This is a genomic window from Afipia sp. GAS231, assembly GCF_900103365.1.
Taxonomy (GTDB): domain Bacteria; phylum Pseudomonadota; class Alphaproteobacteria; order Rhizobiales; family Xanthobacteraceae; genus Bradyrhizobium.
Genome location: NZ_LT629703.1, coordinates 3724439 through 3747519, shown reverse-complemented (window position 1 = coordinate 3747519; position 23081 = coordinate 3724439). Strand labels below are relative to the sequence as shown.

Annotated in this window: 19 protein-coding genes and 1 pseudogene; 13 read left to right on the top strand and 7 right to left on the bottom strand. The window is 62.8% G+C overall.

Annotated elements, in window-relative coordinates; all coding sequences use genetic code 11:
* Window positions 1–29 precede the first annotated feature (29 nt).
* Both BLS26_RS17725 and BLS26_RS17720 read right to left on the bottom strand, forming a co-directional pair.
* The gene (locus tag BLS26_RS17725; RefSeq protein WP_157676483.1) at window positions 30–1613 is read right to left on the bottom strand and encodes a hypothetical protein; all 1584 of its coding nucleotides are present in this window, start codon (window positions 1611–1613) and stop codon (window positions 30–32) included.
* Window positions 1614–1977: 364 nt separating this feature from the next.
* A complete protein-coding gene (locus BLS26_RS17720) occupies window positions 1978–3561 on the bottom strand; it encodes a winged helix-turn-helix domain-containing protein (protein ID WP_092513207.1) in 1584 nt (527 codons plus the stop codon).
* A gap of 173 nt (window positions 3562–3734) precedes the next feature.
* Here BLS26_RS17720 and BLS26_RS17715 point away from each other — a divergent pair, with 173 nt between their 5' ends.
* Both BLS26_RS17715 and BLS26_RS17710 read left to right on the top strand, forming a co-directional pair.
* Window positions 3735–4508 carry an SDR family oxidoreductase gene (locus tag BLS26_RS17715; RefSeq protein WP_092518183.1) on the top strand — a complete coding sequence of 258 codons (774 nt, stop codon included), beginning with the start codon at window positions 3735–3737 and terminating at the stop codon, window positions 4506–4508.
* Between the two features lie 159 nt (window positions 4509–4667).
* Window positions 4668–5549: pseudogene (locus tag BLS26_RS17710) on the top strand (sorbosone dehydrogenase family protein); the annotation flags it as partial.
* A gap of 43 nt (window positions 5550–5592) precedes the next feature.
* Here BLS26_RS17710 and BLS26_RS17705 read toward each other — a convergent pair.
* The 3 genes from BLS26_RS17705 to BLS26_RS17695 all read right to left on the bottom strand — a co-directional run bounded on the left by BLS26_RS17705 (window position 5593) and on the right by BLS26_RS17695 (window position 9234).
* Window positions 5593–6015: a PaaI family thioesterase gene (locus tag BLS26_RS17705; protein WP_092513203.1), complete on the bottom strand. Its 423-nt coding sequence runs from the start codon at window positions 6013–6015 to the stop codon at window positions 5593–5595.
* A gap of 94 nt (window positions 6016–6109) precedes the next feature.
* Window positions 6110–8611, bottom strand: a complete 2502-nt coding sequence (locus BLS26_RS17700) for an EAL domain-containing protein (protein WP_092513201.1) — start codon at window positions 8609–8611, stop codon at window positions 6110–6112.
* Window positions 8612–8883: 272 nt separating this feature from the next.
* Window positions 8884–9234 carry a hypothetical protein gene (locus tag BLS26_RS17695; protein ID WP_092518181.1) on the bottom strand — a complete coding sequence of 117 codons (351 nt, stop codon included), beginning with the start codon at window positions 9232–9234 and terminating at the stop codon, window positions 8884–8886.
* A 93-nt stretch (window positions 9235–9327) separates the two neighbouring features.
* Here BLS26_RS17695 and BLS26_RS17690 point away from each other — a divergent pair, with 93 nt between their 5' ends.
* Both BLS26_RS17690 and BLS26_RS17685 read left to right on the top strand, forming a co-directional pair.
* On the top strand, window positions 9328–9864 hold the full coding sequence (locus BLS26_RS17690) for a TetR/AcrR family transcriptional regulator (RefSeq protein ID WP_092513199.1): 537 nt from the start codon (window positions 9328–9330) through the stop codon (window positions 9862–9864).
* A 69-nt stretch (window positions 9865–9933) separates the two neighbouring features.
* Window positions 9934–10131 (top strand): Trm112 family protein, encoded by a 198-nt coding sequence (locus BLS26_RS17685; protein WP_092513197.1) that lies wholly within the window; start codon window positions 9934–9936, stop codon window positions 10129–10131.
* Between the two features lie 165 nt (window positions 10132–10296).
* On the opposite strand, the gene BLS26_RS17680 is transcribed toward BLS26_RS17685, so the two are convergent.
* Window positions 10297–11517 carry a ubiquinone biosynthesis hydroxylase gene (locus BLS26_RS17680; protein WP_092513195.1) on the bottom strand — a complete coding sequence of 407 codons (1221 nt, stop codon included), beginning with the start codon at window positions 11515–11517 and terminating at the stop codon, window positions 10297–10299.
* Between the two features lie 219 nt (window positions 11518–11736).
* Here BLS26_RS17680 and tesB point away from each other — a divergent pair, with 219 nt between their 5' ends.
* Entirely contained in the window at window positions 11737–12600 is an 864-nt protein-coding gene (gene tesB / locus BLS26_RS17675; protein ID WP_092513193.1) for an acyl-CoA thioesterase II, read from the top strand.
* Window positions 12601–12621: 21 nt separating this feature from the next.
* Here tesB and BLS26_RS17670 read toward each other — a convergent pair whose 3' ends face one another.
* Window positions 12622–13500, bottom strand: coding sequence for a DUF4339 domain-containing protein (locus tag BLS26_RS17670; RefSeq protein ID WP_092513191.1), 879 nt, complete (start codon window positions 13498–13500; stop codon window positions 12622–12624).
* A 255-nt stretch (window positions 13501–13755) separates the two neighbouring features.
* On the opposite strand from BLS26_RS17670, the gene BLS26_RS17665 reads away from it, so the two are divergent.
* The 8 genes from BLS26_RS17665 to BLS26_RS17630 all read left to right on the top strand — a co-directional run bounded on the left by BLS26_RS17665 (window position 13756) and on the right by BLS26_RS17630 (window position 22997).
* Window positions 13756–14094: a P-II family nitrogen regulator gene (locus BLS26_RS17665; RefSeq protein ID WP_092513189.1), complete on the top strand. Its 339-nt coding sequence runs from the start codon at window positions 13756–13758 to the stop codon at window positions 14092–14094.
* 89 nt (window positions 14095–14183) lie between these two features.
* Window positions 14184–15488, top strand: a complete 1305-nt coding sequence (locus BLS26_RS17660; protein WP_092513187.1) for an ammonium transporter — start codon at window positions 14184–14186, stop codon at window positions 15486–15488.
* A 305-nt stretch (window positions 15489–15793) separates the two neighbouring features.
* Window positions 15794–16132 (top strand): P-II family nitrogen regulator, encoded by a 339-nt coding sequence (locus tag BLS26_RS17655; protein WP_007598642.1) that lies wholly within the window; start codon window positions 15794–15796, stop codon window positions 16130–16132.
* Window positions 16133–16168: 36 nt separating this feature from the next.
* The gene (locus BLS26_RS17650; RefSeq protein ID WP_092513185.1) at window positions 16169–17611 is read left to right on the top strand and encodes an ammonium transporter; all 1443 of its coding nucleotides are present in this window, start codon (window positions 16169–16171) and stop codon (window positions 17609–17611) included.
* Between the two features lie 195 nt (window positions 17612–17806).
* On the top strand, window positions 17807–18616 hold the full coding sequence (locus BLS26_RS17645; RefSeq protein WP_092513183.1) for a DUF3658 domain-containing protein: 810 nt from the start codon (window positions 17807–17809) through the stop codon (window positions 18614–18616).
* Window positions 18617–18647: 31 nt separating this feature from the next.
* Window positions 18648–19049, top strand: coding sequence for a GFA family protein (locus tag BLS26_RS17640; RefSeq protein ID WP_092513181.1), 402 nt, complete (start codon window positions 18648–18650; stop codon window positions 19047–19049).
* A gap of 258 nt (window positions 19050–19307) precedes the next feature.
* Window positions 19308–20534: an aminotransferase class I/II-fold pyridoxal phosphate-dependent enzyme gene (locus BLS26_RS17635; RefSeq protein WP_092513179.1), complete on the top strand. Its 1227-nt coding sequence runs from the start codon at window positions 19308–19310 to the stop codon at window positions 20532–20534.
* A gap of 12 nt (window positions 20535–20546) precedes the next feature.
* Window positions 20547–22997 (top strand): DNA translocase FtsK, encoded by a 2451-nt coding sequence (locus tag BLS26_RS17630; RefSeq protein ID WP_092513177.1) that lies wholly within the window; start codon window positions 20547–20549, stop codon window positions 22995–22997.
* The last annotated feature ends 84 nt before the right edge of the window (window positions 22998–23081 follow it).

Below are 23081 nucleotides of genomic sequence, written 5' to 3'. Positions count from 1 at the left end.
GAGCCATCGCGCAGCTTCCGGACCGCACATTAGAAGAAGAAACCGACACCCCCGAGGAAGGAATCCGACAATGCCCCGGCAAGGGATTTGTCGATCACCCTTTGATAGGTCGCCTTTAGCACGACTTTGGGCGATGGGAAGACGGCAATGCCGGCGGTATGGTATTGACGCTGGCCCGAGCTGGTCGGCGTGTTCGCGTCGGTACCGGCGAAGCCCGCGGTTTGGAAGTCCTGGCGGGTGTAGCGGTAGAACGGGACGGCCTCCCACTCGCTGTTGAGGACGGTTCCCAGCGGCACATGATACGCAACCTCGCCGGAATAGCCCCACATCGTCTTGCCGACGTTGTTGGTCGGATCGCTGTCGTTGTTTGCGCGCAGATTTGCCGGATTGCCAAACCTTGCCTGAACGTACTCGCCACGCAATTCAAGACCCGTACCCTGAACCCGGTAGCGGAATTCTGCATCAAACAATGCGAGGCTCGACTTTCCGAGCAAGCCGCCAAGATCGTCGTGAGCTCCGCGCGGTGTCGTGTTGGGCGTGTAGTAGGCGCTCACGCTGCCGGCAAAACCCGGCAGGAACGCCGGCGCGAAGTCCAGTTTTCCGGAATAGGCCAGGTCGTTGCTCAACTGCCTGAAGTCACCGACCACCGGCCTCGAATTGCCAAGCGCGTTCAAGCCGGTGATACCCGCGGCATACCCAGTCGGGAAAGCCGGAACGGTGTTTGCGTCGGTACGCAAACCGAAGTCGTCGCCGAAATCTTCGACGCTCGAGCTGATCTGGAACTGGTAGCTCAGGCCGTCGGCAATCCGGCCATAGACACTGCTGGCTGGCACGTGAAAGGTTGACGGAATGAGGCCGTTGTAGAGTTGGGGGCGGTTCACGCTGTAGAACTGTGTCGGCTCGTGATGCTGGTTGATGTAGCCGATCGGCACCAGATCGATGCCTGGCGCACGCCAGTTGAACTGGTCGATGATCTTGAAATCGACCCAGATTTGCTCGATCTCGGCTGAACCATGACGCTTGTCATCCGAATCGAACGCGATGCCGCCGTGCTCGAATTCGATCTCCGCATTGAAGATAATGTTCGGAGTGATCGCATAGGTCGGCAGCAGGACGACGCGAGCTGCGTCGAAGCCCTTCTGCCATTGGCCGTTGGCGGCCGGATTTTGCTGCGAGCCGAACTTGATCTCGCCATAGGCGCCGATGGTGAGACCGGGTACCGGAGAATCGGTCAAGCCCAGAATGGGTTTTTCCGGCAATAGCGTGGAGGATTTGACCGACGCCGTTTCCGTAGCCTTGCCCGCATCGGCGGGCGGGGCCGGGGGAACGGCCGCATTGGCGTTTTTCGGCGAAGCCGGTGCTTGCGGCGGTTTCGCCGCGGTAGCCGAAGGAGGTGCCTGCTTCTGCTTCAGCTCCGCTTCGAGCGACTGAATGCGCTGTTCCATCTTCTCCAGCTTCTTGAGCAGAAGATCGTTGGCGTCGCCGTCGCCGGCCGATGCCGCCGCGCTCATCATCGACATCGCCGTTGCGGCGAGCAAGGTTGTCCGGATCGGACGAAGAAGTGCCGGACGAAGCGTCAGGCGCGGTGAGCGCGGAGTTTGGTGCGGCGACATGGATCCCCCAAGACTGCGGAGATCAGGCCTCCGCGGCAGCGGGAGCAACTAACACTGTTGCAAAATATTTCGGGAATCAGAAGTGCTGCGATGGATTGGAATTTCTCTAACTCGATCGAACTTAGAATTAGAAAAATCCTAAAGTAATGCGCCAACGATTGGAACGATTCTAACTCTGGATCGCGGTGACTGAGATGACCTCACCAAGAAGCGCACCAGCGGCGACACCGGGCTGCGGTAGGCGCGGCTGTCATTCCGGGCTGATCTGAAGGACCAGAGCTGGAATCTCGAGATTCCCCGAGGTGCAATCGCACCCCTGAGGTTCGATGCTCCGCATCGCCCCGGAATGACGGTGCCCACTCGATCACTCCGGCAGCCCCGCGCGTCGCAGACCATCCGCGAACACCGCCAGATCTTCCGGACGACGGATCGACAGCCAATTCTTGAGACCTGAAATGCGCAGCATGGGATCGAGCTTGCGCAGATGATCCATGGCCCGGCGGCCCTCGTCGATTCGACCGGCCAGCGTATGGCTGGCCGCGACCACGGCCACAGCCATCAGGAAACTCGGCAAGTCGCGATATGCTTTTTCCGCCCAAGCAGAGGCGTCGTCGAAACGCCGGGCGAACAGATGCGCCGCGGCCATTCCGGCCTGCATCCGGTAGGTTTCCGGATCGAGCGGGCTGAAGCGCATGGCGCGCTCGAAATGGGCGATGGCGTTGTCGGGTTCGCCGAGCCAGACCCGCAAAAATCCGCCGAGAAACCAGGCCGCCGCCAGATTTGGATTGAGCATCACGGCGCGGTCGAGCAAGGCAATGCCGCCATCGAGATCGCCGCCAAGATGCGCCAGCGCGTGACCGCAGCGCGTCAGCGCGACCGCGTCGTCCCGGCCAAGTTCGACGCCCCGGCGCGCCAACCGGGCGCCCTCGGCAATCTCGCTGACAGGATCGGCCATCCATCCGTTGACCTTGCGCCAGAAATGGCACCAGGCGGCCATGCCGTAGGCCGAGGCGTAGGATGCGTCGAGCTGGATGGCCTTTTCGAACAGCGGCAGCGCCTCGTCGATGGCTTGGCGTGTGCCCCGATTCAGGTTGGCCATCCCGCGCAGATAATAATCATAGGCGTTGAGATTTTCGGTCGGCTTGCGTTTCGCCCGTTCGATCTCGGCGCGCTCGAGCTGCGGCGCGATGTTGCCGACGACATCAGCGGCGATCCGGTCCTGCAGTTCGAAGATGTCGTCGAGCGTGCCTTCGAAACGTTCCGCCCAGATATGCGCCCCGGTCGCAGCGTCGATCAGCTGGCCGGTGATGCGAACCCGGTTCGCCGCCTTGCGCAAGCTGCCTTCCAGCACGTAGCGCACGCCGAGTTCGCGGCCGATCTGCTTCACGTCGACCGCACGGCCCCTGTAGGTGAAGCTCGAGTTGCGGGCGATGACGAACAGCCAGCGATAATGCGACAGCGCGGTGATGATGTCTTCGACCACGCCGTCGGCGAAATATTCCTGTGCCGGATCGCCGCTCAGATTCTGGAAGGCCAGCACGGCAATCGACGGCTTGTCGGGAAGGGCCGGCAACGGCGCCGGCGCCACTTCCGGTGGGGCGGTCTCCGCCCCGGATGAACCTGCGCTATCCGGCGCATCGATTTCCTTGACCTCGCCGATGAAGCGAAATCCCTTGCGGGCAATGGTGCGGACCAGGCGCTGCTCGCCACCAGAGTCGCCGATCGCCTTGCGCACCGCATTGATATGGCTGGTCAAGGTCGATTCGGAAACGATCCGCCCGGCCCATACCGCATCCAGCACATCGTCCTTGCTGACGACGTGGGCGCGGTTCTGGACCAGATAGAGCAGCAGGTCGAAGACCTGCGGTCCCATGGCGACCGGCCCCGAACCTCGGCTGAACTCCCGCCGGTCGGTGTCGAGGACGCAATTTTCGAACAAGAATTGCACTTCGGCACTCCCTGCCCCGTACTGCCGCGATTTCTATCGTTGCTGGCTATCCTTGGACGAAACTCCAAGAGGAATTCAATAACAATCCAATGACGCTGCAAGGCTTTCCGGCCGCCTCGCGCGCATGGTCCGGCTGCCAGCCCGATGGACGGGCGACAAACCGGAGAAAAATCATGAAGATCGTCGTTATTGGAGGCAGCGGCCTCATCGGATCGAATGTTGTCGCAAGGCTACGGCAAAAGGGTCACGAAGTCGTGGCGGCCTCGCCCCAGTCGGGCGTCAATTCCATCACGCGCGAAGGGCTGGCCGAGGCGATGTCGGGCGCCCAGGTCGTCGTCGACGTCGCGAATTCGCCCTCGTGGGAAGACGCCGCGGTGCTGGCGTTTTTCGAGACCTCGACCCGGAACCTGCTGGCCGCCGAAGCCGCCGCCGGCGTCGGACTTCATCTCGCATTGTCCATTGTCGCCTGCGAACGCTCCCCCGAGAACGGCTACTTCCGCGCCAAGAAAGCGCAGGAAGACCTGATCAAGGCCTCCGCGCGGCCCTACACGATTCTCCGCGCCACGCAGTTCTTCGAATTCGTCGGCGGCATTGTTGAATCCGGCGCCAGCGGCGACACGATCAGGCTGTCGCCTGCCTTGTTCCAGCCGATCGCGTCGGATGACGTTGCCGCGGCGCTGGCCGATCTTGCGGTCGCACCGCCCGTCAATGGCACGGTCGAAGTCGCCGGAGCCGACGCCGCTCCGCTCGACGAGTTCGCGCGGCAGTTCCTTGCCGCCAAGGGCGACCGGCGCAAGGTGATCGCTGATGTCCACGCCCGCTACTTCGGCTCCGAGCTGGACGATCAATCGCTGACACCAATCGGTAAAGCACGGATCGGTGCTGTCAGGTTCGCGGACTGGCTCAGCCACGCATCGGCCAAGCAGGTCCAGGTGCCGGCTTCCTGATCGAGATCCAAGGGATGGAATCCGAGGGTAACGCCCTCGGATCCCATCATGTCTGATCACGATTGCGTCGAAGCATGCTTTCATGCCGGAACGAACGCGGCGTTAGATTGCTTTCCCGGTTAGAGTGTCTTCGCAAACAACGGCGACAGACGAGGGATCATGCGATCGATGCATCGATGGATTTGCGCCGGCGTCATCCTGTTCGCTGGGCTCGATCACGCTTCGGCGCAAAACGGACCACTGACCGGCGAGGCCGCATTTGGCGACTGGCGTTCCGACAAGCCCGGCGTCGTCAGGCTGATTCGCCCCGCCGATTTGCCAAAGTCGGGCGCGACTACCTCGGCGTCGAATAGTTCGCGCGTCGTGCCCCGGCCTTCGTCGGCAGCACCGCAGGTTCCGGCGGGCTTCAAGATCGAGCTGTTCGCCGAAGGATTGAGCGGGCCGCGCCAGATGCGCGTCGCGCCCAATGGTGACATCTTCGTTGCGGAGACCGATGCAGGGCGCATTCGTGTCCTGCGTCCATCCAGCGACGGCTCAAAGCCCGCGGTCAGCGAGATCTTCGCTGGCAAACTCGATGCACCGTTCGGGATTGCGTTCTTCCCCAGCGGCGATCATCCCAAATGGATTTACGTGGCGAATACCAACAGCGTCGTTCGCTTTCCCTACACATCCGGCGATACCAAGGCTGCCGGCAAACCGGAAACCGTGATCGCCTCACTGCCGGAAGGCGGACACTCGACACGCGATGTCGTCTTCAGCAAAGACGACAAGCAGATGCTGGTTTCGGTCGGCTCGCTCGGCAATGTCGGCCAGGGCATGGGCAGCGCGCCGGGGGGACTGCCGTCGTGGATCGCGCAACGCCCGCTCGGCGCCAGCTGGGGCGACGAGACCAACCGCGCCGGCGTTTTGACGTTTGATCCCGACGGAAAGAACGTGGGCGTCTTCGCCACCGGGATCCGCAATTGCGTCGGCCTCGCCGTGCATCCCTCGACCGGCGATCTCTATTGCTCGACCAACGAACGCGACGGCCTCGGCGACAACGGCACGATCTGGCGCATTACGCACCCGTGAGCCGCGCGGCACGTCAGGCGCCGGTCGGCACCATCAGGGTTTCCCCGGTCGCGACCAGCGAGCGCTCGCCTGCTTCGCTTTCAGCAAACAACTCTGCGCGTGCAAAGATCTGCTTGCGTCCGGCCCGCAGCGTCGTGCCCTTTGCGACGAAAATTCTTCCGACCGCCGGCTTCAGGCAGTTCATCGAGAAGTGCGACGCCATCACGCCGCCGACGAGGGTGGCGGCAGCAAATCCGCAGGCGGTATCGAGCAGCGCGGCGATCATGCCGGCGTGGAGATAACCGGCATATTGGGTGAAGTCGTCATTCCACTGCATGCGAAGTTCGGCGTTGCCGTCGCCGGCCGCGACGACTTCGAATCCCGCCAGCCTGTTCAAGCCGGCGGTCGCATTGAGCGCGACAAGTTTTTGTAGATCGAGTGCCGGGCTTGAGGTCATGCGATGCTCCCGTTCGGCGAGCGCCTAGTATCCGGCGACCGCAAGCGCGACGCCCACGCCGGGCTGCAGCAGCCGGTCGTGCAAGGGGATACCATCACGCCGCATTGGCCGACACCCGGATCCGGGTGCGCACCATTTGCGCGACTTCGGAGGCGGCGATCGGCGAACTGAAATGATAGCCCTGCGATTCGACGCATCCCTCTTCGCGGAGAATGTCCCATTGTTCCCTGGTTTCCACGCCCTCTGCCGTGGTGGTCTTGCCGAGACTGACGGCAAAGCGGACCACCGCGCGCGCGATCCGGCGAGATTCCTCCCTGGCGCTCGATAGTTCGCTGACGAAACTGCGGTCGATCTTGATCTTGTCGAAGGGAAATTTTTGCAGAAAGCTCAGGGACGAGTAACCGGTGCCGAAGTCATCCAGGGCCACGCGCACGCCGCGTTTGTGCAACTGGCCGAGCGCGGAGAACACCGCGTCGCAATCATGCATGATGGCGGTCTCGGTCACCTCGAGTTCGAGCCTTCGTGGCGCAATTCCCGAACTCGCCATCGCGCTGACGATGATCGGAACCAGCTCTTTGCCCCTGAATTGAGCGGGGGACAGATTGACCGCGATCTTGAGATTGGCGGGCCAGCCTGCCGCCTCGGCGAGCGCGGTCCGCAACACCCATTCCCCGATCGGCACGATCAGGCCGGTTTCTTCAGCCAGCGGGATGAATTCGCCGGGCATGACCAGGCCACGCTGGGGATGATGCCAACGCACCAGCGCCTCAAGACCGACGATCTTGCCGCTCTTGAGATTGACGAACGGCTGGTAGCAGAGTTCGAACTCATCATTGGCAAGCGCGCTGCGCATATCCCGTTCGAGGTTGCGGCGGGCGTGCATGAGCTGGTCCTGCGCCGGCTCGAAGAAGCGGAACGAGCCGCGGCCGCAGCTCTTGGCTGAGTACAGTGCAAGATCGGCGCTCTTCAAAATCTCGTCGGAATCGGTTCCATCGCACGGCGCAACGGCAATGCCGATGCTCGTTCCTGCGGTAACCCGATGGTCGCCGAGATCGAAGGGTTCGCAAAGCGCCTTCTTGATCCGCTCGGCCAGCGCAACGGCCTCGACGGCCGGATCGTCCATGTGTTCGATGACGGCGAACTCGTCGCCGCCCAACCGGGCGATCATCGTCGTTTCCCGGACGCAGCCGAGCAGGCGCGTGGCTACTGCCTGCAGCAGGGTATCGCCCGTCGGATGTCCGAGCGTGTCGTTGACCTCCTTGAAGCGATCGAGATCGAGCATCAACACCGCTAGATTGGAACCTCCGGTGCGGGTGACCGCGAGGGCGTGCTCCAACCGCTCCCTGAGCAAGACCCGGTTTGGCAGGTCGGTCAGCGCGTCATGCTGGGCCATGTGGGTGATCTTGGCCTCGGACCGCCGCTGCTCGGTGACGTCGCGGTGGGTTGCGACCCAGCCGCCACCGGGCATTGGCTGCCTGGTAATGCAGATCAACCGACCATCGGCAAGCTCGTCGACCCGGCTTGCGGTGGCATCGCTTGGCAGCGCATTCAGGGTCGACAGCAGTTGTTTTGCCGCGTTGTCGCTGGTCTCACCCTCGAGAATGCCGCTGGTAATGCGATGGCTGATGATTTCGCGATGTGGCGTCCCCGCCCGCAGCAGTTCCGGCGGCAGGCGATACATTCTGGCATAACGATCATTGCAGACGACAAGCCGCTTTTCGGCGTCGAACATGCACAGGCCCTCGCCCATGTGATTGATCGCCGAGTCCAGCCTGAGTTTCTGCTCCTGCAATTCCCTTTGGGTGCCTTCAAGCTGCCGCTGGGCGAGCGAGAGCTGGTCGATGATTTCCTCGAACCTGAGGGTTCGGCTGGCAAGGCGGCGATCCGCGATCGTGCCGACGAGACTCATCCCGAGCACCGACAGCGCCACGCCGGCAATCGTTATGGCGAGAAAGGCAGGAGAAAACGACAGCGCGTCGGGTGCCCGCGTCGGATCGGGAATGATCTCCACCGCGCCCATCGCGGTGAAATGATGCGAGACAATTGCCAGCGTCAGGAAAACCGCGGAAACAAGCGTCCCCCACCTTTCTCTGTGTTGAAGCGCAATCACGAGCGCGACGTAGCCGAAAGCCATCCCGAGAACGATGGAGGTGAACACGAGATCCATCGACCAGGTGACCCGGCCCGGAACCTCGAGCGCCCACATGCCGAGATAATGCATGCTGGCAATGCCCGCCCCAATAATGGCGCCGCCGATCGGCGCCTGCCATCGACCGGGAACGTTGGCGGAAAAACCGAAACCGCCGCAGGTCAGTGCCATTGCCACGACGAGCGACAGCGTTGTCAGAACGACGCCGTATCCGGTTGAGACGCCGGGCTCGTAGGCGAGCATGGCGATGAAATGCGTGGCCCAAATCCCGTAGCCGATCGCAGCACCCGCAATCAAAATCCAGATCAGCCGCGTCCTGGCTTGCGACGTGATCGCACGATGAAAAATGTTGATGGCAACGATGCTCGCGACGAAACAAACCAGGCCGGCGAGCAGCACCAGTCGCCAATCGTGCTCGGCCGTAACGCAGGTGAGAACGCGGAACATCTCTTTCGCCTACGGTTGTTTGCCCCGACCAATGCTGGCACCAACAAGTTCTATCCCGCTAACGTACCCACAACTTATGCGGGTATGGTTATCGGGTCGTAAACGATAATTATGCAATGATTTCAACGGTTATGGCATCTGGCAGAGCGCCCCGGCTACAACCGGCCGGGACCGGTTCTGCGAATCCGGAAATGAAGTCTTAATCGCAGGCCTGCGCAGGCGGTGCCGGACGGGCGATCCGAAAACGCCGGCGTGACGGGTTTCGGATTCCTCTAATATCCGGCCACCGCGAGCGCCACGACCACGCCGAGCGCTTTCCAGCCGAAGCCGCGGCCGCGCGACCACCAGCAATTGGCGGCGACGCCGACGGCATAGACGGCGACGGTGGTGACGACAATCCAGTGCCGCGCGCTCTCCGACCCCAGCGAAGGTGCTGCCAGCAGCAGCACGCCGCCACCGATCCATGCGACCGTGCCGGCCTGCCACACCAGCCGGATCAAGGTGCGCAGATGCTCCGGCTCGATCTTGGCGCGCGCGAATACTTTGGTTTCGCCAAGCAGACCGTGGATGATGGCGACGAGAATTCCGGCGACGCCGGCGCATTGCAGGATGATATCGCGCATCTGACGGCCCTCCATACAGTACTGTATGGTATATGACCATGCGCTGGCGGCTGTCAATACAGTTGTGTATGGTGGAACGTCGCAGGTATCAGCATGACCGATCAACTCTCCGCCAAGGACTGGCTCGACCAGGGCCTCGAAACCCTGACGAAAAGCGGCTTCACCGCGCTCAAGGCCGAGCCGCTGGCGAAGGCGATGGGAGTGTCGCGCGGCAGTTTCTATTGGCATTTCGCGGATATCTCCGCGTTCCACGCCGCCATCCTCAAACACTGGAGCGACGTCGCGACCGAGCAGGTCATTGCCGGCCTCGAGGCGACGCCGAAGGACCGCGATGCGTTGTCGGTGCTGTTGCGCGGGGCGTTTTCCGCAAGGCCGGCGCTGGAGAATGCGGTCCGCACCTGGGCAACGGTGGATGCTGGCGCGCGGACGGCCGTACAGGCCATCGGCCTCAGGCGCATCGGCTATATCGAGGTGCTGTTGAAGCAGGCCGGATTGTCCACCGAGGTCGCCCGCGCCCGCGCGCAAATTCTCTACTGGACGTTCGTGGGCTATGCGTCGTCGGAGCAACCCCTGCCGAAAGCGCGGCGGCAGGCCGTGGTCGAGGAACTGCTGCGGATGGCGGTGTCATGACCGCCGCCACGCGTCATGACAGCCTGCGCGTCGATGTGCTAAGGCACCCCGGCATGACCGGAGATATCAATGAGCGCTTCGCCTGAACGCCTCGACAGCACCGTCGATCCAAAACTGCTGGAAATCCTGGTGTGCCCGGTCACCAAGGGCTCGCTGGAATTCGACACCGCGCGGCAGGAGCTGATCTCGCGCTCGGCCAAGCTCGCCTACCCGATCCGCGACGGCATCCCGATCATGCTGCCGGAAGAGGCGCGGAAGATCGACTGACGGCGTCTGCGCCGATCCCTCTCCCCGTCATTGCGAGCGAAGCGAAGCAATCCATCGCGCCGCGCAAAGAAAGAACGGATTGCTTCGTCGCGGAGCCTGTCATCGGGCGCGCATTCGCGCGACCCGTTGGCTCCTCGCAATGACGGCTAAAGCGTAACTCGCCCCCTACAGCGCCTCGCCCTTCAGCAGCCGCGGCACTTCGCCCGACAATCCCGCCGCCTGGCGGATGAACAGGCTCTTCAGCGGCGGCGCGCGATCGACCAGGCCGAGACCGATATCGCGCACGGTGCGCAGCAAGGTCGATTCGTTGGAGAACAGGAAGTTCAGCGTGTTGGTGGCGACGCCCATCGCCATGGTGTCGAAGCGGCGCCAGCGCTGGTAGTGCTCGAGCACGTCGGCCTGGCCGAGATCGATGCCAAGCCGCGCCGCATCGACCACCACTTCGGCCAGTGCAGCTACGTCCTTCAGGCCCATGTTGAGCCCCTGCCCCGCGATCGGATGAATTACGTGCGCGGCGTCGCCGACCAGCGCCAGTCGTTCGGCAATGAACGAGCGCGCGACGAAATAGCCGAGCGGGAATGCGCGGGGCTTGTCGAGCGCCTTGATCTCGCCGAGATGCAGCCCGAAACGCCGTTCGAGCTCGGCATGAAATTCTTCTTCGTTGAGCGCGATGATCCGCACAGCCTCGGCGCGGTTCTCGGTCCACACCAGCGACGAGCGCTTGCCGGTCAAAGGCAGGATCGCGAACGGGCCTGCGGGGAGAAAATGCTCTTCGGCGCGGCCGTGATGATCGCGCTCATGACCGACCGTGACGACGATGCCGGACTGGTCGTAATCCCAGCCATGGGTGGCGATCCCGGCGCGTTCGCGCAGTTTCGAACGCGCGCCGTCGGCGGCGACCAGCAGGCTGGCTTCGATGACGCTGCCATCGGCGAGCGTCACGTCGACGCCATCGGCGCGTGAATCGTAGCTCGACACCGCGGTGGCGCGAAGGTCGATCCCTTCGGCCTCGGCCCGCACCACCAGCGCATCGATCAGGCGGCGGTTTTCGACCATGTGCGCAAACGGCTCGCCCGGCTCGACATGGCCGCCAAAGGTCAGGAACACCGGCCGCGTTGCGTCTTCCAGCCTGGAATCGGTCACGACCATGTCGAGGATGGCTTGCGAATCCGCTGCGACCTGGTCCCAGACGCCGAGCGCCTCGAACAGCCGCCGGCAGGCGGCGACGATCGCGGTCGCGCGCGGATCGCGGCTCGGCCGTGTGGCCAGTGTCGGATCGGCGACAATCACCGGAATATCGGGTCCGAGCCCCTGACGGAGCGCCAACGCCAGCGCCAGCCCGGCAAAGGCGCCGCCACAGATGACAATGCTTCGCTGTGCCGTCATGAAATCCTAACCTGGTTACTTCATCAGACTACGCTTGCTACCTGATAATAGCTGGGCGAAACAGGGGCTGAAACAAGGGGCGTAATCCCTTCGACCGTCATTCCGGGGCGATGCGCAGCATCGAACCTCAGGGGTGCAATTGCACCCCCGGGGAATCTCAAGATTCCGGGTTCACGCTTGCGCGTGCCCCGGAATGACCGGGAAACCGAAAGCATTTCAATGTCCAACGGCGTGATTGACCTGATCTCCATCCTCGATCTCGAACAGATCGAGGTGAACCTGTTCCGCGGCAACAGCCCGAAGACGCGCTGGCAGCGGGTGTTCGGCGGACAGGTGATCGGACAGGCGATGGTGGCGGCATGCCGCACCGTCGAAGGCCGGCTGCCGCATTCGCTGCATTGCTATTTCATCCTGCCCGGCGATCCGCAGATTCCGATCATCTACGAGGTCGAACGGCTGCGCGACGGCAAGAGCTATGCGACGCGGAGGATCACCGCGATCCAGCACGGCAATGCGATCTTTTCGATGATCGTGTCGTTTCACAACGACGAGGAGACCGAGTTCGATCATCAGGACAAGATGCCCGACGTGCCGCCGCCGGAAAAACTCACCGCCGAGGAAGTTGCCAAGCAGCCGATGTTCCGCGACATGCCGGACTTCATTCGCCGCTATTATGAATCCGACCGGCCGATCGAACTGCGTCCGGTCGAGCTCGGCCGCTACTTCGGCCAGAAGATCGACGACGGCCGCATTCACGTCTGGATTCGCACCGCGGCGAAACTGCCCGACGATCCGGCGCTGCACATGTGCGCGCTGGCCTATGCTTCGGATTTCTCGCTGCTCGATGCGATCATGGCGCGCTACGGCCGTACGCTGTTCGACAAGCGCATGATGCCGGCGAGCCTCGACCACGCGATGTGGTTTCACCGCCCGTTCCGCGCCGACGAATGGCTACTTTATGCGCAGGATTCGCCGAGCGCACAGGGTGGCCGCGGGCTGACCCGCGGCCAGATCTTCAAGCCCGACGGCACGCTGGTGGCGTCGGTGGCGCAGGAAGGCTCGGTGCGCCAGCGCAAGCTATAATGCGCCGGCGCATAGACCCGCTCAGGCGGTGCGCTCGACCAGTGCGAATTGCGAGATGTACCAGCGGTTATACCAGCGCAGCACCCACGGAATCGGGATGATGAAGATGCAGGCGATCGAGAACACGAGCGTCCGCCACAGAATTTCCAATCCGGTGCCGATGAAGATCACCTCGCGCCGGGTGCCGGTAATGTTGCGGCAGATCCAGCGCATCCAGGCTGCGATGACCCAGGCCCAGCCGATGATGGTGATGAACGAAATGTACATCAGCACTTGCCAGCCGAGGAAGGTCCATACGCTGCCGTTGAAGGCGATCGGAAGCTGTTGACCGTTCGAGCTCAGATTGCTGAAGAGCCAACGCAGCATGACCCAGCCCAGAACCGCCGAAATCGGAATGGTGATGAGCTGCAGGGAGCTTTCGTAGGCGCCGACATAGGACATCACGCCCGTCGCGATGAAGACGTACCAGATGTCGAGGGGTTGGCCGGTAAAAGCAAAGTTGGGCCGGCCCGGGACCGTCACGCGGGACGCCATCCATCGATAGAAGGCGGTGCCGGTCCACGGCGACGGAATCACCAGAAAATATCCGACCACCAGCAGCAGGAAACGCCCGAGCATCGGCAACAGCGGCAGATCGATCGACAGCGGCCCCTCGACACCGCCGCCGCCATAGCCACCGGTCATCGGCGGCGCGCCGGCTTGCGGCATCGCCGGGGGCCTCGTAGCCCCGGACATCAGGCCCGGAATTTCTCCCGCCTTCTGCCAGCCGGCCATGCCCTCGGACCAGACCAGGGTATCCGCCCTGACCGTTCCGCGGGCAATCAGGTCGCGTAGCTGGACTTCGGGATAAGGGCCCTGTTGCTGGCCGTTGGATGCATAAAACCACGATCGGTCCGACATTTTATTTCCTTGAGCCGTTGGGGGGACGGACAAAGCCAGCGGGGGCCGGCGACGGAACTGCATTCTGGCTGGTGATGCTTACCCCTGTACAGTGACCGGGATCACCAGCCCCAAATGTTTTCCCCTTAAACCTGCAAGTTTTTTGTGCCATTTGCCCAGAAAGATGCCAGATTTGAACCAGCAGCCGAACCACCGGGTGGCCGGCCTGCCAACAGCGAATACCAGCGAATCCCCTTGGGACATAAAGGCCTGACCATGAAACTCGTCGTTGCGATCATCAAACCGTTCAAACTCGACGAGGTGCGCCAGGCACTGACGGAAATCGGGGTCCACGGCATGACCGTGACCGAGGTCAAGGGTTACGGCCGCCAGAAGGGCCACACCGAGATCTATCGCGGCGCCGAATATGTCGTGAACTTCCTGCCCAAGCTCCGGATCGAAATCGCTGTCGACTCCGACATCGCCGACAAGGCGGTCGCCGTCATCACCTCGAACGCGCGCACCGGACAGATCGGCGACGGCAAGATCTTCGTGACGCCGATCGATCACGCGCTGCGCATTCGCACCGGCGAGACCGACAACGACGCGCTCTGACGTCAAACAAATCCAAGCAACAAATCCAGGGCGCGGCGGCAACGACGCCGAACGCGCGGGAAAAAACGACAACAGGCCGGGGTAATTCCATGGGGGCACTATCTTATCGTGCAGCGAAGCTGGCTGCGCTCATCACGCTTGCGGCGACTTCGCTGGCAACACCGGCCTTCGCCCAAGCGTCGACCATCAACACCGCCGACACCGCCTGGATGATCGTCGCCACCGCGCTGGTGTTGATGATGACGATACCGGGTCTGGCGCTGTTCTATTCCGGCATGGTGCGCAAGAAGAACGTACTGGCGACCATGGCGCAGTCGCTCGCGGCGGTCGCGATGATCTCGATCCTGTGGGTGGCGTTCGGCTATTCGCTGGCCTTTGTCGGCGACGGGCCCTGGCTCGGCACGCTCGACCGCTGGCTCCTGATCGGGATGACCATGGACAGCGTCAACCCGGCCGCAAAGACCATCCCTGAAGCGCTTTTCATGCTCTATCAGATGACGTTCGCGATCATCACGGTGGCGCTGGTGGCGGGTTCGGTGGCCGACCGGATGCGGTTTTCCGCCTATCTGCTGTTCGCGATCGGCTGGTTCATGTTCGTCTATGTGCCGCTGGCGCATTGGGTATGGGGCGGCGGCTTCCTCGCCACCAAAGGCGTGCTGGATTTCGCCGGCGGGCTGGTCGTGCATCTTTCCGCCGGCATCGGCGGATTGGTCGCAGCAAAGGTGATGGGCCGGCGCCACGGCTATGGCAGCGACAACCTTTCTCCGTTCGACCTGTCGCTCGCGGTCATGGGCACCGGCCTGTTGTGGGTCGGCTGGTTCGGCTTCAATGGCGGATCGGCACTCGCGGCCAATTCGCGTGCGGTGATGGCGATCATCTCGACGCATCTGGCGGCCTGCGCCGGCGCGCTGACCTGGGGCGCAATCGAGTGGGCGACGCGGCGCAAGCCCTCGGTGCTCGGCATGATCTCCGGCGCAGTCGCCGGTCTCGGAACGATTACGCCGGCGTCCGGCTTCGTGGCGCCGTGGCACGGCGTCATCATCGGCATCGTTGCCGGTATCGTGTGCTTCTGGGCCTGCACCTGGCTCAAGCACCGTTTCAACTATGACGACTCGCTCGACGTGTTCGGCGTGCACGGCATCGGCGGACTGACCGGCACCTTGCTCGCCGGCGTCTTCGCGGTCAGCGCCATCGGCGGCACCTCCGGCCTGATCGAGGGTCATCCGCAGCAGGTGCTGATTCAGCTCTACGGGGTCGCCGTCACCCTGGTCTGGTCCGGGAGTGTGACCTACGTGCTGCTCAAGCTGGTGAGCGTGTTCGTACCGCTGCGGGTGTCGCTGCAGCAGGAGCTCGAAGGCCTGGATATTTCGCAACACGGCGAAGCGCTGCAATAAAATCCCCATCTAAATACCGTTCCGCTGCCCTCACGCTGGGCAGGATTATGTTCGCACTCTGACGTGCTCACGTTTTAAGCATGCCTGATTACGCTTTGAGCGCGACGGAATAGCGCAGGTGGGGCCTTTTCCCGCAAAGGGCGAAAAGGGCCGGATTCATAAACCGTTAGGGAATTCCGCCGATCTGGCACGGTATTTGACTCTAAGGGTCCTGGCTGTGCCCGCGTAGTGAACTTCTCCGCGTGGTGAACCTCAGTCGAGAACGCCCGGTTTGTCCAAGCCGGGCCCAAGCGGGGATAGGACCCATGAAAATTGTTATGGCGATCATCAAGCCATTCAAGCTCGAAGAAGTCCGTGACGCCCTGACCGCCATTGGCGTTCACGGTCTCACGGTGACGGAAGTCAAGGGATATGGCCGACAGAAGGGTCATACCGAAATCTATCGCGGCGCCGAATATGCCGTGAGTTTCCTGCCCAAGATCAAGATCGAGGTCGCCGTCGCCTCGGACCAGGTCGACAAGACCATCGACGCCATCACCACGGCTGCCAAAACCGGCCAGATCGGCGACGGCAAGATCTTCGTCATCAACCTCGACCATGCGGTTCGCATCCGCACGGGTGAGGCGGATGCCGCAGCCCTCTGATTTCGCGCTCAACCTTACCACTCAGGAGTACAACAAATGACGTTTAAGCGTCCCTATAGCGCGGGATTGGCGGCTCTCGCAGTCGGCCTGTTCGCGGCGACCGCGGCCTACGCCGAACCAACCATCAACAAGGGCGACAATGCCTGGATGCTGACATCGACAGTGCTGGTGCTGTTGATGACGATCCCGGGCCTTGCGCTGTTCTATGGCGGCCTGGTCCGCTCCAAGAACATGCTCTCGGTGCTGATGCAGGTTTTCTACACGGTCTGCATCGTGACCCTGATCTGGGCTCTCTACGGCTACAGCCTCGCCTTCACCGGCGGTTCCGACTTCATCGGCGGCTTCTCCAAGGCCTTCCTGATGGGCGTGACCCCGGATTCGAAAGCGGCGACCTTCAGCGTCGACGCCAACATCTCGGAACTGGTCTATGTCTGCTTCCAGATGACCTTCGCGGCGATCACCCCCGCCCTCATCGTCGGCGCCTTTGCCGAACGCATGAAGTTCGCGGCGATCGCATTGTTCATCCCGCTCTGGGTGACGCTGATCTACTTCCCGATCGCACACATGGTTTGGTACTGGGCCGGACCGGACGCGATCTCGGATGCGGTGAAGGCGCTGGCTGCGGCGGCTGACGGTGCGGCGAAGACCGCGGCGCAGGCCAAGCTCGACGAAGTGAACGCCGACGCCGGCTGGATCTTCAAGAAGGGCGCGATCGACTTCGCTGGCGGCACCGTGGTGCACATCAACGCCGGTATCGCCGGTCTCGTCGGTGCGCTCCTGATCGGCAAGCGGGTCGGCTACGGCAAGGAGCTGATGGCTCCGCACTCGCTGACCATGACCATGATCGGCGCTTCGCTGCTCTGGGTCGGCTGGTTCGGCTTCAACGCCGGATCGAACCTCGAAGCCTCCGGCGGCGCCGCGCTCGCCATGACCAACTCCTTCGTTGCAACTGCAGCGGCGGCGATGGCCTGGATGTTCGCGGAATGGATCGTCAAGGGTCATCCCTCGGTGCTCGGCGCGTTGTCGGGCGCGGTGGCAGGCCTCGTCGCGGTTACGCCGGCGGCCGGTTACTCCGGTCCGATGGGCGCGATCGTGCTCGGTCTCGTGGTTGGCGTCGTCTGCCTGTTCTTCTGCACCGTGGTGAAGAATGCGCTCGGCTATGACGACTCGCTCGATGTGTTCGGCGTCCACTGCGTCGGCGGCATCGTCGGCGCGCTCGGCACCGGCATCCTGGTGAATCCGGCCCTCGGCGGCACGGGCATCATGGACTACACCACCGGCAAGATCGCGGACTACGACTTCGCTGCCCAGATGATCTCGCAGAGCTGGGGCGTCTGCACCACGCTGGTGTGGTCGGGCATCGGTTCGGCGATCCTCTACAAGGTGGTCGACGTCATCGTTGGCCTGCGCGTCAACGTCGAGACCGAGCGTGAAGGCCTCGACGTCACCGAGCACACGGAGCGCGCTTACAACATGTAGGTTCTCCCGGGGTGCGATCCCCAGGGGTCGCACCCACAACTTCGGTTCGGGCACATACCCGGCAATGCCCTGACCGTAGAGGGGCTCCAGCGCAAGTTGGGGCCCCTTTCTTTTTGTCACCAATGCCAAGGAATACGTTGAAGTGGACGCGGACTTCCGGAAGTGCCATCTAGGCACTTCCATCGAGGATCCGTGATGAAGGCCGATCTTCATTTCGTTTTTACGTCGTCCGGCGCGGGATGCCTGCTTCAGGCTCTCCGAAAGGCCGGGCGATCCGATCCCGTGATCACGACGTACGACGACCTCAGCTTCGGACCCATCAATTCGTCTGACCCGCACGTGCGCGCGAAGTGGGTTGCGGATGAATTGGGCGCCCCCAACTGGATCGAGATCTGCACCGACTCCGAGCGAGTATCGGATGACGCTCGCGCACCTGACAAACGCAAGATCGTCTGGCTGACGCGACGATCCGCGAAGGAGTACGCGGGCTTCCTCGATTGGTTATCGCGCCTCGGCGATGCACCATGCGAGGTGGTCGACCTGAGCGAGGTCACAGTGCCCAGTCAGTCGGAGCAAGAGAGAGCTCGACCGGCGCGTTTGCTAATAAGCATCGGCATGCTTCATCACGACATCATCTGCCGCGAAAAGTTCTGGGAGTTGGCAAAACCATTGCAGGAAACCGCTCGAAAGCACTATCAAAATCTCTGGCGGCAACTTCTGGCGGAGAACGCGCCGCTGCGGGTCATCAAAGGTGGCGTACTTGTATCGGCACCAATTTCCTTCTTCGATTCCAGGCTGACGTCCCAGGTGACGAACAGGTGGCAGAATGTCTGGAAAGTCGTGGGGCAGACTTTGGTAAGCGGGCCAGACGACTTAATCGAATATGGCGACACCTTCGTCATGGGGCGACTGAGGGCGTTGGTAAAAAGTGGTCAATTGGAAGTTCAGGGCGAACTCCGCGATGAAGTGCGCGACAGCCGAGTAAGGTTGTCCGGAACGCAGTAATCTTGAAGCAACAAAGAACAGGGAGGACGTCATGAAACTCGAAGGCGGATGCTATTGCGGCGCGGTGCGCTATGAGGCCGAAGGCGAGCCGTTGTTGCAGGCGCAATGTCATTGCCGCGAATGCCAGTTCATCACGGGCGGGTCGCCCAACATGTTCGTGGTGATGCCGGGCGACGGCTTCAAATACACCAAGGGCGCGCCGAAGCAGTTTGCACGCAAGGACCTGGAGAAGCCGGTGACGCGCGAATTCTGCGCCGAATGCGGCACGCATGTGGTGACGCGGCCGCAGCGGCCGGTCGTGGTGGTGAAGGTCGGGACACTCGACAACCCCGCCCAGATCACGCCGCAGATCGCGATCTTCACGATCGACAAGCAGCCCTTCCACCACATTCCCGAGGGCATGCCGAGTTTCGAGCGCATGCCGGCGCGGTAACGCAACCCGTTACGTTGCCTCCATTTGCTGGAATAGGCGATCGCGATCGTCACGACCGCTGCGAGCCTCAGGGTGACGGTCTTGGGGTATGGCCATTCCGGAGAAGCCGCTGCACTTGGGCTACCAATTTCGATCAAAATCGGCGCTGGCGCCGATGGTTAATCGCGTCTTAACCTCGCCGTATCTATGGTGGTTTGATCGGTTTCCGATGGTCGCTCCGATCCTCCGACCGCTTTTGAAAGTGCTGGCGTTTCAGACATGGCAATGACCGCCTCTTCCGGCGTGGCGCAGGGCGCCGGCAGCGTCTCTCCTGCCGGTCAGGCCGAGCGTTCGCCATTTGCGCGGACGGCCGAGCTGCTGGCCCCCTACCAGCCGGCTAAGCCATTGATTACGCTATCTTTGGGTGAACCGCAGCATCCCGTGCCGGCCTTTGTCGGCCCAGTGCTATCAAAGCATATCGCCGATTTCGGCCGCTATCCGATCGCCAAGGGAATCGAGCCGTTCCGGCGGGCGGCCTCGAACTGGCTTTCGACCCGATTCCATTTGCCGCGGCCGGTCGATCCCGAGAGCGAAATCCTGGTTTTGAACGGCAGCCGCGAAGGGCTGTTTTTCGCGGCCATCACTGCGGCCCGTTACGTCGGCGCGCGCCGGGGGAAGCCTGCGATCCTGGTGCCGAACCCCTTCTATCCGGCCTATGGCGCCGGCGCCCGCGCCGCCGGATGCGAAACCATCTATCTGCCGACCACGCTCGCCAACGGATTTTTGCCCGATCTCGACGCGCTCGATGACGCGACGCTGGCGCGCACGGTCGCGATCTTCATCGCCTCGCCGGCCAATCCGCAAGGCTCGGTCGCCTCACCCGACTATTTTGCAAAATTGAAAAAACTCGCAGACCGCTACGGCTTCATGATCCTGAGCGACGAGTGCTATTCGGAAATCTACACCAAGCAGGCGCCGGGCAGCGCGCTGGAATATGCCGGACCCGATTTTAGCAATGTTGTCGCCTTCCAGTCGCTGTCGAAGCGATCGAATCTGCCGGGCATGCGCGTCGGCTTTGCCGCCGGCGACAAGAATTTCCTCGCGGCCTTCCATGAACTGCGCAACGTCGCGGCACCGCAGGTGCCGGTACCGCTGCAGCATGTCGCGGTCGCGGCCTATAGCGACGAAGCGCATGTCGAGGAAAATCGCCGGCTCTACCGCATCAAGTTCGATCTCGCCGACCAGATCCTCGGCAATCGCTACGGTTATGTCAGGCCGGCCGGCGGCTTCTGCGTCTGGCTCGACGTCTCCGAGCGTGGCGGCGACGAAGCCGCGGCCGTGAGGCTTTACCGCGACGCCGGCGTGCGCGTGATCCCCGGCAGCTATCTGTCGCGTCCGCAGGACGACGGCTTCAATCCCGGCGCGGGTTACATCCGGCTCGCGCTGGTCTCCGATAGTGAATCAACGGCCGAGGCGTTGCACCGGCTGGTCGAAATTCTGGATTAATCGCAGGGCCCCATGAGCATGCCAGCGATCGAACGTGTCATTCCCCTGGTCGGCCACCTGCCGGCCTCGATCCGCGACGCTTTGGCGCGACGCGTGCGCGAACTCGCAGGGCTGAGCCTGATCGCTCTGTCCGGCGTGGCGGCGACTGCGCTGATGACCTGGTCGGTGCAGGACCCGAGCCTGAGCCATGCGACCTCGCGTCCGATCCGCAACATCGTCGGCTATCCCGGCGCGATCGGCGCCGACCTCCTGATGCAGATTCTCGGCCTCGGCGCGATCATGCTGATCCTCCCCGTCGCAGTGTGGGGCTGGCGCATGCTGACCCATCGCACCTTCGACCGCGAGGCATTGCGCCTCGGCTGCTGGATTCTCTGCACCGTGATCGCGGCGGGCTTTGCCAGCTGCTGGCCGCATGGCGGTGCATGGCCGCTGCCGACCGGGCTTGGCGGCGTCGTCGGCGACGCGCTGGTGCGTGCGCCGGCCGTGGTGTTCGGCCCTGCCGGTTTCACCTACCGGCTGGTGCTCGGAACCATTCTGTTCGCGGCGATGTGCGCGGCCTTCATGTTCGCCAGTGGCTGGGGTTCGCGGGCGCGGGAGGAAGAGCTGACGCCGATCGAGGACGACGACACACCGTTCGTCGAAGAAGAGGACGATCGCAGCTCGGTTTCGCTTGGATGGGTGTTTCATGCGCTGATGAGCACGAAGGCTCGCCTCGCCTGGCTGTTCGGCACCGCCTATCGTTCGCTGGTCGCAAGCGCGCCGCAGCCCCGCACCTCATCCTTTGAGCGCCAGGAACCAAGCCTGAGCGGTCGCACCGCGCCGTCGATCGCACCGCAGGGAGAAGACTTCGAGGACGAGGAAGAAGAGGAAGACGAGGAAGAGGAGGCTCCAGCCGCCCGCGCCCCGCGCAAGAAGGCCGCACCGCGCGCTACCAAGAAATCCGACAAGTTTGAGCTGCCCTCGGTCTCGGTCCTGACCGCGCCCAAGGCATCGGATCGCCAGCCGCTCAGCAAGGCCGAGCTGGAAGCCAATTCGCGCGCGCTGGAAGGCGTGCTGCAAGACTTCGGTGTCCGCGGTGAGATCGTCAAGGCCAACCCCGGTCCGGTCGTGACGCTGTACGAACTCGAGCCCGCTCCCGGCATCAAGTCCTCGCGCGTGATCGGCCTTGCCGACGATATCGCCCGCTCGATGAGCGCGCTGTCGGCGCGCGTCGCCGTGGTCGCCGGCCGCAACGCCATCGGCATCGAATTGCCGAACGTCCATCGCGAAAAGGTCTACCTGCGCGAATTGCTGACCGCGAAGGACGAGTCCTCCGCGAAGCTGCCGCTCTGCCTCGGCAAGAACATCGGCGGCGAATCCATCATTATCGATCTGGCGCGTACGCCGCACATGCTGATCGCCGGTACCACCGGCTCGGGCAAGTCGGTCGCCATCAACACCATGATCCTGAGCCTCGTGTACCGGCTGCGGCCGGACCAGTGCCGCCTGATCATGGTCGATCCCAAGATGCTCGAACTCTCCGTCTATGACGGCATTCCGCATCTGCTGACGCCTGTCGTGACCGATCCGAAGAAGGCGGTGGTCGCGCTGAAATGGGCCGTGCGCGAGATGGAAGAGCGCTACAAGAAGATGTCCAAGCTCGGCGTGCGCAACATCGACGGCTACAATCAGCGGCTGGTCGAAGCCAAGGGCAAGGGCGAGGACCTGACGCGCACGGTACATACCGGCTTCGACAAGGAGACCGGCAAGGCGATCTACGAGGAAGAGAAGCTCGACCTCGAGCCGCTGCCCTACATCGTCATCATCGTCGACGAAATGGCCGACCTGATGATGGTCGCCGGCAAGGACATCGAAGGCGCGGTGCAGCGCCTGGCGCAGATGGCGCGCGCCGCCGGCCTGCACGTCATTCTCGCGACCCAGCGTCCGTCGGTCGACGTCATCACCGGCACGATCAAGGCGAACTTCCCGACCCGCATCTCGTTCCAGGTCACCTCGAAGATCGACAGCCGCACCATCCTTGGCGAGATGGGTGCCGAACAACTGCTCGGCCAGGGCGACATGCTCTATATGGCAGGTGGCGGACGCATCAGCCGCGTGCACGGGCCCTTCGTGTCGGACGAAGAAGTCGAGAAGGTGGTGCGCCATCTCAAGACCCAGGGCCAGCCGGAATATCTCGAAGCGGTCACGGCGGAAGAGCCGACCGACGAGGACGGCGCGGTGTTCGATTCCACCGGCATGGGCGGCGGCGATGGCGCCGGCGACCTGTTCTCGCAGGCGGTTGCGATCGTCAAACGCGATCGCAAGGCCTCGACCTCCTACATTCAGCGCCGACTGCAAATCGGCTACAACCGCGCTGCGTCACTGATGGAGCGGATGGAACTCGAAGGTATCGTCGGGCAGGCGAATCACGCCGGCAAGCGCGAAATTCTGGTTGAGGAAGAAGAGGGCCAGGGACGCTTCTAAAGGCTGCTGTCAAGCAGGCCCGGCGAAACGATTTTCACGGAAAAACGATACCTCCTTTGGTCGAAAGCGCGATAAAATGACCGG

Coding starts and splice junctions, on each gene's coding strand:
- BLS26_RS17695 (WP_092518181.1), bottom strand. CDS start 9,234: ATGCGCGATATCATCCTGCAATGCGCCGGCGTCGCCGGAATTCTCGTC.
- BLS26_RS17655 (WP_007598642.1), top strand. CDS start 15,794: ATGAAAATTGTTATGGCGATCATCAAGCCATTCAAGCTCGAAGAAGTC.
- tesB (WP_092513193.1), top strand. CDS start 11,737: ATGTCCAACGGCGTGATTGACCTGATCTCCATCCTCGATCTCGAACAG.
- BLS26_RS17640 (WP_092513181.1), top strand. CDS start 18,648: ATGAAACTCGAAGGCGGATGCTATTGCGGCGCGGTGCGCTATGAGGCC.
- BLS26_RS17670 (WP_092513191.1), bottom strand. CDS start 13,500: ATGTCGGACCGATCGTGGTTTTATGCATCCAACGGCCAGCAACAGGGC.
- BLS26_RS17700 (WP_092513201.1), bottom strand. CDS start 8,611: ATGTTCCGCGTTCTCACCTGCGTTACGGCCGAGCACGATTGGCGACTG.
- BLS26_RS17630 (WP_092513177.1), top strand. CDS start 20,547: ATGAGCATGCCAGCGATCGAACGTGTCATTCCCCTGGTCGGCCACCTG.
- BLS26_RS17680 (WP_092513195.1), bottom strand. CDS start 11,517: ATGACGGCACAGCGAAGCATTGTCATCTGTGGCGGCGCCTTTGCCGGG.
- BLS26_RS17685 (WP_092513197.1), top strand. CDS start 9,934: ATGAGCGCTTCGCCTGAACGCCTCGACAGCACCGTCGATCCAAAACTG.
- BLS26_RS17715 (WP_092518183.1), top strand. CDS start 3,735: ATGAAGATCGTCGTTATTGGAGGCAGCGGCCTCATCGGATCGAATGTT.
- BLS26_RS17635 (WP_092513179.1), top strand. CDS start 19,308: ATGGCAATGACCGCCTCTTCCGGCGTGGCGCAGGGCGCCGGCAGCGTC.
- BLS26_RS17645 (WP_092513183.1), top strand. CDS start 17,807: ATGAAGGCCGATCTTCATTTCGTTTTTACGTCGTCCGGCGCGGGATGC.
- BLS26_RS17650 (WP_092513185.1), top strand. CDS start 16,169: ATGACGTTTAAGCGTCCCTATAGCGCGGGATTGGCGGCTCTCGCAGTC.
- BLS26_RS17665 (WP_092513189.1), top strand. CDS start 13,756: ATGAAACTCGTCGTTGCGATCATCAAACCGTTCAAACTCGACGAGGTG.
- BLS26_RS17660 (WP_092513187.1), top strand. CDS start 14,184: ATGGGGGCACTATCTTATCGTGCAGCGAAGCTGGCTGCGCTCATCACG.
- BLS26_RS17725 (WP_157676483.1), bottom strand. CDS start 1,613: ATGTCGCCGCACCAAACTCCGCGCTCACCGCGCCTGACGCTTCGTCCG.
- BLS26_RS17705 (WP_092513203.1), bottom strand. CDS start 6,015: ATGACCTCAAGCCCGGCACTCGATCTACAAAAACTTGTCGCGCTCAAT.
- BLS26_RS17690 (WP_092513199.1), top strand. CDS start 9,328: ATGACCGATCAACTCTCCGCCAAGGACTGGCTCGACCAGGGCCTCGAA.